The organism is Mesorhizobium sp. f-mel, from assembly GCF_053850215.1.
In genome coordinates this window covers 11,712-23,507 of record NZ_JBSPTO010000034.1, presented here as the reverse complement: position 1 = coordinate 23,507, position 11,796 = coordinate 11,712, and the positions used below count along the sequence as shown (strand labels likewise).

The 11,796-nt window shown below is 63.5% G+C and carries 9 protein-coding genes and 2 pseudogenes; 2 read left to right on the top strand and 9 right to left on the bottom strand.

The window, feature by feature from the left end:
• Positions 1–9: 9 nt before the first annotated feature.
• The 7 genes from ACWUKX_RS27390 to ACWUKX_RS27360 all read right to left on the bottom strand — a co-directional run bounded on the left by ACWUKX_RS27390 (position 10) and on the right by ACWUKX_RS27360 (position 7,818).
• Positions 10–717, bottom strand: a complete 708-nt coding sequence (locus ACWUKX_RS27390; protein ID WP_127208900.1) for a DUF1045 domain-containing protein — start codon at positions 715–717, stop codon at positions 10–12.
• Between the two features lie 150 nt (positions 718–867).
• A complete protein-coding gene (gene iolB, locus ACWUKX_RS27385; protein WP_456009824.1) occupies positions 868–1,680 on the bottom strand; it encodes a 5-deoxy-glucuronate isomerase in 813 nt (270 codons plus the stop codon).
• A gap of 6 nt (positions 1,681–1,686) precedes the next feature.
• The gene (locus ACWUKX_RS27380; RefSeq protein ID WP_029347375.1) at positions 1,687–1,905 is read right to left on the bottom strand and encodes a DUF3329 domain-containing protein; all 219 of its coding nucleotides are present in this window, start codon (positions 1,903–1,905) and stop codon (positions 1,687–1,689) included.
• Between the two features lie 47 nt (positions 1,906–1,952).
• Positions 1,953–2,870, bottom strand: a complete 918-nt coding sequence (gene iolE / locus ACWUKX_RS27375; RefSeq protein WP_456009823.1) for a myo-inosose-2 dehydratase — start codon at positions 2,868–2,870, stop codon at positions 1,953–1,955.
• Between the two features lie 152 nt (positions 2,871–3,022).
• Positions 3,023–4,873 carry a 3D-(3,5/4)-trihydroxycyclohexane-1,2-dione acylhydrolase (decyclizing) gene (iolD, locus tag ACWUKX_RS27370; RefSeq protein ID WP_456009822.1) on the bottom strand — a complete coding sequence of 617 codons (1,851 nt, stop codon included), beginning with the start codon at positions 4,871–4,873 and terminating at the stop codon, positions 3,023–3,025.
• A 34-nt stretch (positions 4,874–4,907) separates the two neighbouring features.
• Positions 4,908–6,842: a bifunctional 5-dehydro-2-deoxygluconokinase/5-dehydro-2-deoxyphosphogluconate aldolase gene (locus tag ACWUKX_RS27365; RefSeq protein ID WP_456009821.1), complete on the bottom strand. Its 1,935-nt coding sequence runs from the start codon at positions 6,840–6,842 to the stop codon at positions 4,908–4,910.
• Between the two features lie 130 nt (positions 6,843–6,972).
• Positions 6,973–7,818: a MurR/RpiR family transcriptional regulator gene (locus ACWUKX_RS27360; protein WP_065011680.1), complete on the bottom strand. Its 846-nt coding sequence runs from the start codon at positions 7,816–7,818 to the stop codon at positions 6,973–6,975.
• A gap of 154 nt (positions 7,819–7,972) precedes the next feature.
• Here ACWUKX_RS27360 and ACWUKX_RS27355 point away from each other — a divergent pair, with 154 nt between their 5' ends.
• Positions 7,973–9,082, top strand: coding sequence for a Gfo/Idh/MocA family protein (locus tag ACWUKX_RS27355; RefSeq protein ID WP_456009820.1), 1,110 nt, complete (start codon positions 7,973–7,975; stop codon positions 9,080–9,082).
• Positions 9,083–9,106: 24 nt separating this feature from the next.
• Here ACWUKX_RS27355 and ACWUKX_RS27350 read toward each other — a convergent pair.
• Positions 9,107–9,815, bottom strand: a pseudogene (locus tag ACWUKX_RS27350) (helix-turn-helix transcriptional regulator).
• Positions 9,816–9,931: 116 nt separating this feature from the next.
• On the opposite strand from ACWUKX_RS27350, the pseudogene ACWUKX_RS27345 reads away from it, so the two are divergent.
• Positions 9,932–10,567 (top strand): annotated as a pseudogene (locus ACWUKX_RS27345) (LysE family translocator).
• A gap of 57 nt (positions 10,568–10,624) precedes the next feature.
• Here ACWUKX_RS27345 and ACWUKX_RS27340 read toward each other — a convergent pair.
• Positions 10,625–11,716 carry a 3-deoxy-7-phosphoheptulonate synthase gene (locus ACWUKX_RS27340; protein ID WP_456009819.1) on the bottom strand — a complete coding sequence of 364 codons (1,092 nt, stop codon included), beginning with the start codon at positions 11,714–11,716 and terminating at the stop codon, positions 10,625–10,627.
• Positions 11,717–11,796 lie beyond the last annotated feature (80 nt).

Below are 11,796 nucleotides of genomic sequence, written 5' to 3'. Positions count from 1 at the left end.
ATAGTCATCTCAGGCAGTTCTTCTGGCCGGGCGGCGCCCGAGCGCGTGATGGGAAAGCACCATGAACGGGGCGCCAGGTTCAGTTTCGACAAACAGGGTAAGTGCGTCCACCGGCACCGGCCGTTGCAGGACCTGCGCAAACAGGCTGTCGATAGCTGCGCGAAGACGAGGGCTTTCCTGTGACGAGGCACGGCCGGATAGCGTCATATGGAACCGGAAGGTCTCGAAGACATAGGGATAGCCCCACTGGCAGAGATTGCGGAATTCATCCGGCTTCAGCGAATCAGGGCTGCGCCGTTCGATCTCAGCCTCGGTCAGCGGCGCGCGAAAACGGTCGAAGTCGCGCACAACGTCGTCGGCGAAGCGGTTGAGCGCCGGCAGCGGTCCTTCCGGCACCAGCGCGAAGAAGCCGTCGATCTGGCTGACGACCAGCCGTGGGATGGTTACCACCGGCGTCGCCAAGGCAAAATCGTCGAGCGCCGCGCGAAGCGCGGCTTCCGTTTCGTTCGAAGCCAGCCGGAAGGGCGCCTTCAGCGTCGCATGAAAACCGTAGCGGCGCGCCGAAGCGGTGTGGAACGCGACTTCCGCCGCCGACAACTCGCCCACGGCCTCGACCGGCCTCGTGGCGGCGCCGAACGGGTCGCGGCCGAGCCAATTGGCGGCGATCCGCGCCAGCGGTTCGTCCTGCCGGGGAGTGAAATAGATGGCGTAGCGCATCGAAAGTCCTCGTCAACTCCCGCTGCCATAGGCGATTTGCATGACGAAATGACGAAGCTGATGATCGCCCTGATAACAAAGTTGTTCAGGCGGGTCATTAGCCGACGATTTTTTCGCCTTGGGCCAGTTGCCGACCGGAAGGGAGCGCGATCAGGCCTTCATCAGCCATTCGTGCTCGGGCGCGTTGTGAAATTTCCACGTCCGCTTCGGCCCCGCCATGACGTTGAGGTAGTAGAGGTCATAGCCATGGCAGGCGGCGCAAGGATGATAGCCCTTGGGCACCAGCACGACATCGCCGTCCTCGATCGCCATCGTCTCATCGAGCGAACGAGCGCCAGTCCGGTCGGCATCGGTGTAGACGCGCTGAAAGGCAAAGCCCTGCGGCGGGTTGAGGCGGTGGTAGTAGGTCTCCTCGAGATAGGACTCGGCCGGCAGATTGTCCTGGTCATGCTTGTGCGGCGGATAGCTCGAGGTGTGGCCGCCCGGGGTGATGACCTCGACCACCAGCAAGGAGTCGGCCGGCTTGCCCTCCGGCAGGATGTTCGTGACATAGCGCGTGTTGGTGCCCTTGCCGCGAACCTCCTGGCCGAGATCCTTCGGCGCAATGACGCGGACCGGCAGGCCGCCGCCAAGCCCCGGCGCCGAGCAGACCGCGAGTTCGAGATCGGTGTCTGATGTCACCGACCAGTCAGAGCCCTGCGGCACATAGACCGACCACGGCTTGCCTTCGAAGGGCGACATGCGTTCGCCGAGCAGGCCGAGATCCTTGCCGCCGGCCGTCGCCTTGCCCTTGCCGGTGATGAACACCAGGCAGACTTCACGGTTCGCAGTTTGCCCGGAGGCTGTTCCGCCTGGCCGCAATCGATGCAGATCGAAACCGACATAGGTCCAGCCGGCGTTTTGCGGCGTCACATGGGCGACGCGGCCATGGCCCTTATCGGCCTTAACCAGCAGTTTCGACATCGCGCTTCATTCCTTTGGTTCGGTATCGGCCGAAGCCTTGCCGCCGTCGGCCGGCTTATAGAGATAGAAGAACTGCCAGACGGCATAGCCGGCGAAGCCGAGCGCGATCATGCCCCAGAACGGCGCGCCGGTGGCAAACTCGACCACGGCCCAGCCCAGGCAGACCGCTACGATGGCAACGCGTCGCCACAAGGGCCGGAAGAACGGATGCTCGGAGTCCTTCATCGGATCAGCCCCCGCATCGGATCAGCCCTTCGCCGGGAATACTGCATTCAAGCATTGGGGAAGCCCTGTGTTTCAACGGTGTAACCGGCAGCCGTCATCACCCGCATCAATTCCTTGTAGCCGACTTGCGCCATCTTGAACGGCGGATTCGTCTTCGGGTCCTGCTCGGCCTCGACGACGAACCAGCCTTCATAGCCGTAGTTCGCCAGCCTTTCCACGATGACGCCAAAATTCAGCGAACCGTCTCCCGGCACCGTGAAGGCGCCGAGCGCCACGGCGTCTAGGAAGGATTGCTTCTGGCGGTCGAGTTTCTCGATCACCTCCATGCGTATGTCTTTCACATGCACATGGTTGATGCGCCGGTGATGCTTGTCGATGGCGCGCAGCACGTCACCCCCGGCAAAGGCCAGGTGACCGGCATCGAGCAGCAAGGGGATGCCTTCTCCCGAAAAGCGCATGAAGGCATCAAGCTCCGGCTCCGTCTCGACCACCGCTGCCATATGATGGTGGTAGGAGAGCGGCATCCCCTGCTCGGCGCACCATTCCCCGAACTGCGTGAGGCGCTTCGCATAGGCTTTCATCTCGTCGTCCGAAAGCCTGGGCTTGGTGGCGAGCGGCTTCGAGCGGTCGCCCTGGATGGAGCGGCCGACCTCGCCGTAGACGATGCAAGGCGCGTTCACCGCCTTGAACAGATCGATCATCGGCTGGATGCGATCCTTATTCCTGGCCATGTCTTCGTCGACCAGCGTACCGGAGAACCAGCCACCGCAAAGCGTGACGTCGGCCTCTTTCAGGATCGGCAGCATGATCTCCGGGTCACTGGGAAAACGGCGGCCCATCTCCATGCCGGTGAAACCTGCCGAACGCGACTGGCGCAAGCACTCCTCCAGCGAGACGTCATCGCTGAGTTCCGCAAGATCGTCGTTCCACCATGCAATGGGGGACATGCCCAGTTTGGCTTTCAAGTCGTCACTCCAATGTCAGTTCGTGTCCACCCTCCCCCTTGTGGGGAGGGTCGCTGCGAAGCAGCGGGGTGGGGGTGCGGCGCCCGACCCCCACCCGGACCTTCGGTCCGACCTCCCCACAAGGGGGAGATAGGGGCTTGGCAGCGCCGACATCAATCTCCAATCTTCTGCATCTGCCGCTTTTCATCATAGGCTCTGCGCGCCGCATTCACTTGCGGCCGTGTCGAGACTTCCGGCACGGCAACGTCCCACCAGCTTCCACCGGCTTCGGTCGAAACCAGCGGATCGGTGTCGATGACCAGCACTGTGGTCCTTGTATTCTTCTTCGCTTGCGCCAGCGCCGTTTCCAGCCCGGCGACCGACGAAACCTTCTCGGCGATGGCGCCGAGGCTTACCGCATGCGCCGCGAAGTCGATGTCGGGCAATATCTCGTGGCGTGCGTCCTTCAGCAGATTGTTGAAGTTGGCACCGCCGGTCGCCATCTGCAGCCGGTTGATGCAGCCATAGCCTCTGTTATCGAGCAGCACGATGGTCAGCTTGAGGCCGAGCATGACCGAGGTCGCGATCTCGGAATTGAGCATCAGATATGAGCCGTCGCCGATCATCACGACGACCTCCTCGTCGGGCTTCGCCATTTTGACGCCGAGCCCGCCAGCGATCTCGTAGCCCATGGTCGAGAAGCCGTATTCGGCGTGGTAGGAGCCGGGCGCGCCCGCCTGCCAGAGCTTGTGTAACTCGCCGGGCAGGCCGCCGGCGGCATGCAGCAATATCACGCCGGAGCCCATGGCGCGCTGCACGGCGCCGATCACTTGCGCGTCGGACGGGTAGGCGGCATTGGTCGACGCCGTCACCTTGTCTGCATCGGCCTGCCAGTCCTTCTTGCCCCTGGCCGCATTGTCGGTCCAGGCAGCCGGCGCCTTCCAGCCGTTCAGCGCCGCGTCAAGCTCGGCGAGCCCTTCCGCCGCATCGGCGACCAGCGGCAGCGCCTGGTGTTTTCCCGCATCGAAAGGCTGGACGTTCAGCCCGATGATGGTCTTGCCGGAATTCTTGAACAGCGCCCACGAGCCGGTGGTGAAATCCTGCAGCCTGGTGCCGACGGCAAGCACGACGTCGGCTTCTTCAGCCAGCCGGTTGGCCGCCGAAGTGCCGGTGACGCCGACCGCCGCCATGTTGAGCGGATGATCGTCCGGCAGCGAGGATTTACCGCCCTGCGTCTCGCAGACCGGGATGCCGGCGCCTTGCACCAGCTTCGCCAATTCGCCGGAAGCCTGCGAATAAAGCACGCCTCCGCCGGCAATCACCAATGGCTTCTTCGCGCCCTTCAGCGCCGCCACCGCGGCCGCCAATTCCCTACGGTCCGGACGCGGCCGGCGCTGGTTCCAGACCCGTTCGGCAAAGAAGCTCTCGGGGTAGTCATAGGCCTCGGCCTGCACGTCCTGGCAGAGCGCCAAGGTCACCGGTCCGCATTCGCCCGGATCGGTCAGCACCTGCATGGCGCGATTGAGCGCCGGGATGATCTGCTCGGGCCGGGTGATGCGGTCGAAATAGCGCGACACGGGCTTAAAGCAGTCATTGACCGTCGCCGTGCCGTCGGAGAAATCCTCGGCCTGCTGCAGGACAGGGTCGGGGATGCGATTGGCGAAGACATCGCCGGGCAGAAACAGGACAGGCAACCTGTTTACATGCGCAAGTGCTGCCGCCGTCACCATGTTGAGCGCGCCGGGGCCGATCGAACTTGTCGTCGCCATGAAGCGGCGACGGAAATTGGCCTTGGCGTAGGCGATCGCCGCATGCGCCATCGCCTGTTCGTTGTGGGCGCGGAAGGTCGGCAATTCGTCACGCACCTGGTAGAGCGCCTCGCCGATACCGGCGACATTGCCATGGCCGAAGATCGCCCAGACGCCGCCGAAGATCGGCATTTTTTTGCCGTCGATCTCGGTCATCTGGCGGGCAAGAAAGCGGGTCAGCGCCTGCGCCATCGTCAGGCGGATTGTCTTGGTCATCTTGTTTTCCTCCGCAGTCCTAATGCCGCGCCTTCTATGCTGCTTTGCGGCCGCGCGCGGCAAGCCATGCCTCGGTTAGTCTCTCGAAGCGCGACGCCATGTCGGCCACTGCCTCGTCGTCCGACATCTTGCCCGCAAGCCACTGTTCGGCCGCGTTGATGAAGATGGTGCGTCCGACGGCGAAGCCCTTGACGATGGGCGCTTTGGCGGTGGCAGCGAAGGCCGCTTCCAGCTCGTCCTGCGGCGCTTCGAGGCCGAGCAGCACAACCCCACGGCACCACGGATCGTTCTTCAGGATCACCGCCTCGATCTTTGCCCAAGCCCCGGCCGAAGCCTGCGGTTCGAGCTTCCACCAGTCGGGCTTGATATCGAGCGCATAGAGTTCCTCCAGCGCGCGCGGGATCGTCGTGTCCGTGAGCTCGCCGTGCTTGCCGGCGATGATCTCGATGAGAAGTTCTCTTCCCACTTTCCGCGCGGCCTCGAACAAGCTTTTGAGCTTCTGCTGCTGCTCGGTCTTCAGCGGCTCCGGGTCGTCGGGGTGATAGAAGCACAGGCACTTGATGCAATGGTCGACCGGCCACTCGATCAATTGCGAGCCGATGTCCTGCGAGAATTCAAAACGAAGCGGCCGCGATCCCGGCAGCTCGACCGGCCGGCCGAGCCAGGCGAAGGAATGGCGGGCAAATTCGAACATCGCCTCGCGGCCGTATTTCTCGTCGAGCAGCATGCCGTAACCGGCGCGGCCGGCGGCAACCTTTGCCGCCGCCTTGACCGTCAGCACCTTGAAATCATGGATGCGCGACGGATCGGCGCCGGCTTTCGCGGCGACATCGTCAAGCTGGATACGGTGGTCGCAGGCCAGCGCCATCAGCGAGGGAATGACGCGCCGGCGCGTCGTCGCCCAATGGATATGGTTGATCGCCTCGTCCTTGCGCAACGCCAGATGCCTGCTGCCGTTCTTCAGGAAGAACTGCAATTCCTCGAAGGTCGGGTATTCCGGCGCGCAGAGCAGCCGCGACACCGCGAAGGCGCCGCAGGCATTGGCCCAGGTCGCCGCCGTCGCTAGGCTTTCCTCTCCGAGCCAGCCGCGCAGGAAGCCCGACATGAAGGCATCGCCGGCGCCGAGCACATTATAGACCTCGATCGGAAAACCCTTGCCGACAATGCCGTCTTCGAGATCGTCGCTGATCGGCCCGTCATAGACGATGCAGCCCATGGCGCCGCGCTTCAGCACGATAGTGGCCTTGGACAGCGAGCGGATCGTCTTCAACGCGCTGAGGCAATCGTCAGTGCCGGAGGCGATCATGATCTCTTCTTCGGTGCCGACGATCAGGTCGCAGTCGGGCAGCACCGTCTTCAGCCGGGCGGAGACCCGGTCGGATTTCACGTAGCGCTCGAACCCTTCGGCATGGCCGGCAAGGCCCCAGAGATTGGGGCGGTAGTCGATGTCGAACACCACCTTGCCGCCATTGGCCTTGATGGCGCGGATCGCCTTGCGCTGGGCGGCATCGCTGTTGGGCCGCGAAAAATGCGTGCCGGTGACGACGATGGCGCGCGCCGAGGCGATGAACGCTTCGTCGATGTCCTCCTCCGCCAGCGCCATGTCGGCGCAGTCGCTGCGATAAAAGATCATCGGCGAGACGCCTTCGTCCTCGACCGACAGCAGCACCAGCGCGGTCAGCCGGTCCGGGTCGGTCTTGAGGCCGTCGACCGAAACCCCTTCGCGCGTCAGCTGCTCGCGGATGAAGCGGCCCATCTGCTCGTCGCCGACGCGAGTGAGCAGCGCCGAGCGCAGGCCGAGCCTCGCCGTGCCGACCGAAATGTTGGCCGGACAGCCGCCGACCGACTTGGCAAAGGAGGTGATGTCCTCCAAGCGCGAGCCGATCTGCTGGCCATAGAGATCGACCGAGGCGCGGCCAATGGTGATGACGTCGAGCGGCGCATGTTTCGCGTCCATCGCTTCGCCCATTCGAACCTCCCATCAGCCTTGTTGTCTTGGGGTACACGCGCGAGCGGCAGCGTGGCGCCGGTAATATGAAATAATAATTCCAATCCATAGTCAATATGGAACGCGCATTCCTTTGTTGAAAAGTAGCCTGTCAGGCCTTGCGCTTGCGGCCAGCGTCGCGCCGCTTCTCGCCAACCGCAACGGTCAGCGCCATGGCCAGCGCCATCGTCGCTGACAACGAGCGGAAGCCGGCGAAATCGGCCTCGGCGACCTCGAACCAGACCTTGGCGAACTGGGCGAGCGGCGAAAAGGAACTGTCTGTGATCGCCACGATCGGAACGCCTTGCTCGGAAATGACGCGCGCCTCGTCGATTGCCGCCGGGGCATAGGGTGAGAAACTGATGGCGATAACGGCATCTCTGGGCGAGGCAAAGCTGATCATCTCGGCGTTGAGGCCGGCGGCCGATTCGATCAGCTGGTTGCGGATCTTGAGCTTGCCCAGCGCATAGGCGATGTAGGAGGCGACCGGATACGAGCGGCGCTTGGCCAGCACATAGATGGTCTCCGCCTTTGCCAGCAAGGCGATCGCCTCTTCGAAATGGTCTTCGTTCAACCTGCCTGAAATATCATTGAGCGAGGTGCTGGCCGCGGCGACGAAGCCGTCGAAGATCGCCCGGTGACCAGCGCCTTCCTCGGCCTTGGCGCGCAATGCCGCCAGTCTTTCGTCATAGGACGAATTGCGCTCACGCAGGCGCTCGCGAAACACCAGCTGCAGACTGGTGAAGCCGTCGAAGCCGAGCTGCTGGGCGAAGCGGATCAAGGTCGAAGGCTGGACGCCGGCCGAAGCGGCGATGCTGGCGGCCGTGCCGAAGGCAATGTCGTCAGGATTGTCGAGCGCATAGGCGGCGATCTGCGCGATACGCTTGGGCAGGCTATGGCGCCGTTCCAGGATCGTCGTCCGCAGCGTCTCGAAATCGCGGGGCACCCGTTCGTCCATCGTCGCTCCGCCCAGGCTCATCAGTCGATGCCGTGTGTGCCCCATCATAGCGAGCCTGTGCAAGAAGGCCATAAAAAATGAGGCATGCGTTCCATTTCTGGATAAAATGGACTAATTCATCCACACAATCTTTCTGGCGACGGAGACAAGGGAAATGGTCGGAGTCGGTCTTATCGGCACGGGCTTCATGGGCAAGTGTCACGCCATCGCCTGGAACGCGGTCGGCACCGTCTTTCCCGACGTGGCCAAGCCAAGGCTGGTCCATCTCGGCGAGGTCAATGAGGATCTTGCCAAACGTCGTGCCAGCGAATTCGGCTTCGCCAGGGCTTCCGGCGACTGGCGTGCCGTCGTCGATGATCCGGATATCGATATCGTCTCGCTGACCACGCCCAACCAGTTCCACCCGGAAATGGCCATCGCCATCCTCGAAGCCGGCAAGCATCTGTGGTGCGAAAAGCCGATGGCGCCGAGTTTTGCCGAGGCGCAAGCCATGGCGGCGGCGGCGCAAAAGTCCGGCAAGGTGGCCGCTCTCGGCTACAACTACATCCAGAACCCGGCCATCCGCCATATCGGTGCGCTGCTCGACGAGAAAATCATCGGCGAGGTCAACCATCTGCGCGTCGAGATGGATGAGGATTTCATGGCCGACCCGGAGGCGCTGTTCTTCTGGAAGCACGAGGCGGCGTCCGGTTACGGCGCGCTCGACGATTTCGCCGTGCATCCGCTGTCGCTGGTCGCCGTGCTGTTCGGCCGCGTCGCCCGCGTGATGTGCGATATGGCAAAACCCTATGCCGATCGCCGCGTTGCGTCGGGCGGGCGCCGCGCGGTCGAGACCTACGACATCGCCAGCGTGCTGATGCATCTCGAAAACGGCATTGCCGGCACGCTGCTGGTCAATCGTTCGGCCTGGGGCCGCAAGGGCCGGATCGCCATCCAGATCTTCGGCTCGAAGGGCTCGATCCTGTACGACCAGGAGCGGATGAACGAGTTCCAGCTCTACCTCACATCAGACCGGCCGACCGAGCAAGGCTATCGCACTATCCTGGTGGCGCCGCATCACAAGCCCTACGACGCCTTCCTGCCGGCACCCGGCCACGGTCTCGGCTTCAACGACCTCAAGATCATCGAATGCCGGGAACTTTTGGCGCGGCTTGCCGGCAAGCCGGCGCGCATCATCGATTTCGACGAAGGACTCGAAATCGAGCGCACCGTGCATGCCATGGCGCGCTCGTTCGAGGAAAAGCGCTGGGTGGATGTTAGATAGCTCAACCTGGAAGCCGGCGACGCATCAGTTGCCGGCGGTTGTGGCGTTGATCTCCCACCCGTCCACCCAGAGCTGCCGCAGATCATCGCCTTCGCCCTTGAACCATAGGCCTGTCGGCTGGCAGTCATCGATGCGGTCGCTGCGGAAATTGCGGATGGCCTGGCGGAGTTCGCACCATGCGACGATGTTGGCGGTTTCGGCATAGTAGATGAGGGCGATCGGGCGGATGATGCGTTCGGTCGCCCGGCCCGCTTCATCGCAATAGGAGAGGTCGAGCTTTTCCTCGTCGCGGATGGCGCGGCGAACCAGCGCCAGATCGACTGCCGAGGCCGAAGGTGCTGCGAATCCCCAGGCATGCAGGGCGTTGGCATCGAGCGTCTGGCGCAAAGGCGGCCGCACCGCGCCGGCGATCTTGGCGCTGACGCGCTTGGCCGCCTGCTTCAGCTCGCTGTCGCCGGTGCGCTCCAGCAACGCCAGCGACAACACGATCGCCTCCATCTCCTCGATCGAAAACATCAGCGGCGGCAGGTCGAAGCCGGGGCGCAGGATATAGCCAATGCCGCGGCCGCCTTGGATCGGCACACGCATCGCCTGCAAAGCGGCAATATCGCGATACCGAGCGCATCGTCACTTCCAGACGCTCGGCAATCATTGCCGCGGTCACCGGCTTTCTGGCTAGCCGCAGGATCTGGATGATCTCGAACAGACGCGACGCCTTGCGCGATTCACTCAACCTCGAAGGCAACTGACAACACCCCGTCAGTTGGGATCACCTATAGGGCGGCTTATCGGTTTGAAAATCAACAGGTTCCGCTGCGGCTTTGCGGCGCCAGACGGCAGGCAACTGACATGAGCTACACGGAAAACCTCTGGCTGTTCTTCATTCTCCTGTTCGGCATTATCGCCGTGCCGGGCATGGACATGCTGTTCGTGCTTGCCAATGCGCTGACCGGCGGACGCGACAGAGGATTGGCGGCGACCGGCGGCATCATGCTGGGCGGCATGGTGCATACGCTGAACGGCGCGGTCGGCGTCGGCCTGCTGATGCATTTCGTGCCGATCCTGTTCAAGCCGCTCCTGATCGCCGGCGCCGCCTATATGGCCTTCATCGGCATTACTCTGATGCGCAGCTCCATCACCGTCGGCGATAACGCGCCCGCCGGCAGCCGCACTGCCTGGAAGGCGTTTCGCCAAGGGCTGGTGACCTGCCTGATCAATCCGAAGGCCTAGCTTTTCGTCCTTGCCGTCTATCCGCAGTTCTTGAAGCCCGCCTACGGTCCGATCTGGATGCAGGCAACCGTCATGGGGTTGCTGACGGTCGTCACCCAGGCCGCCATTTACGGCGGGCTTGCGATCACCGCCGGCCGCAGCCGTAACCTGCTGGTCGCCAATCCGCAGGCGACCGCTTTTGCCGGCCGGGCGGCCGGGTTATTGCTGTTCGCCGTCTCGGTGTTCACTGTCTGGGAAGGACTCAGCGCGGCGTGATCCGCCGGGGAACGCCGCGCTGCCGTGTTTCAGCACCCTTGCCACAAGAGGAGCGCGTCAGGCGGCCCCCGGACGGCTTGATATCATTGCGCGTCGCGCTGACCGGCGCCGCTCGACGGCGTCGGCAAGGCCGTGCAGCACCGTCTCGGTGGTTGCCCAGTCGATGCAGCCATCGGTGATGCTCTGGCCATAGACCAGCGGCTTGTTGGGCATGACCTCCTGCCGGCCGGCGACGAGGTTGCTCTCGATCATGACGCCGATGATGCGCGCGTCGCCTGCTGCGACCTGGCCCGCCACGTCAGCCGCCACCGTCGGCTGGTTCTCAGGCTTCTTGTTGCTGTTGGCGTGGCTGACATCGATCATCAGCCGAGGTGCTACCCCGACCCGACCGAGCTCCGCGCAGGCGGCAGCTATGCTCGTTGCGTCATAGTTCGGCACAATGCCGCCGCGCAGGATGACGTGGCAGTCCTCGTTGCCGGTGGTCGTCGCGATGGCGCTGCGCCCGCCCTTCGTCACCGCCATGAAATGATGCGGCTGGGCGGCGGATTTCACCGCCTCGGCGGCGATCCGCAAATTGCCGTCGGTGCCGTTCTTGAAGCCGACAGGGCAGGACAGGCCGGATGCGAGTTCCCGATGGATCTGGCTCTCTGTCGTGCGCGCGCCGATCGCCCCCCAGGCAACGAGGTCGGCAATATATTGCGGAGTGGCCATGTCGAGGAATTCGGTCGCCGCCGGAAGGCCGAGATTGTTGACGGCGGAGAGCACGTTGCGGGCCAGCCTCAGTCCCTTGTCGATATTGAAGCTGCCGTCCAGGTCGGGATCGTTGATCAGGCCCTTCCAGCCGATCGTCGTGCGCGGCTTCTCGAAATACACGCGCATCACGATCTCCAGCCGGTCCGACAGGCTCTCTCGAAGCGTCGCCAGACGGTTGGCATAGTCTACGGCAGCGGCCGGATCGTGGATCGAGCAGGGGCCCACGACGACGATCAGCCGATCATCGGCGCCGGTCAGCACGGCGTGGATCGCGTTGCGTGACGCGGTAACGGTCCGCGTGGCCGTCAGCGTGCGCGGTATCTCCCGCATCACCTGGTCCGGCGTACTCAATTCCCTTATTTCCTTGACCCGAAGATCGTCGGTGGTGGTCAACACGGCTTTCTGCTCCTGATTGGGAGACCTGCCGGCTGAAACAAAAAAGCCGCCAGGTCTGGCGGCTGTTCGGATTTTGATGC

What these genes read in the sequence shown, in the direction of transcription:
- ACWUKX_RS27380 (WP_029347375.1), bottom strand. Translation starts at nt 1,905, where the DNA reads ATGAAGGACTCCGAGCATCCGTTCTTCCGGCCCTTGTGGCGACGCGTT.
- ACWUKX_RS27390 (WP_127208900.1), bottom strand. Translation starts at nt 717, where the DNA reads ATGCGCTACGCCATCTATTTCACTCCCCGGCAGGACGAACCGCTGGCG.
- ACWUKX_RS27360 (WP_065011680.1), bottom strand. Translation starts at nt 7,818, where the DNA reads ATGGACGAACGGGTGCCCCGCGATTTCGAGACGCTGCGGACGACGATC.
- iolB (WP_456009824.1), bottom strand. Translation starts at nt 1,680, where the DNA reads ATGTCGAAACTGCTGGTTAAGGCCGATAAGGGCCATGGCCGCGTCGCC.
- iolD (WP_456009822.1), bottom strand. Translation starts at nt 4,873, where the DNA reads ATGACCAAGACAATCCGCCTGACGATGGCGCAGGCGCTGACCCGCTTT.
- ACWUKX_RS27355 (WP_456009820.1), top strand. Translation starts at nt 7,973, where the DNA reads ATGGTCGGAGTCGGTCTTATCGGCACGGGCTTCATGGGCAAGTGTCAC.
- ACWUKX_RS27365 (WP_456009821.1), bottom strand. Translation starts at nt 6,842, where the DNA reads ATGGGCGAAGCGATGGACGCGAAACATGCGCCGCTCGACGTCATCACC.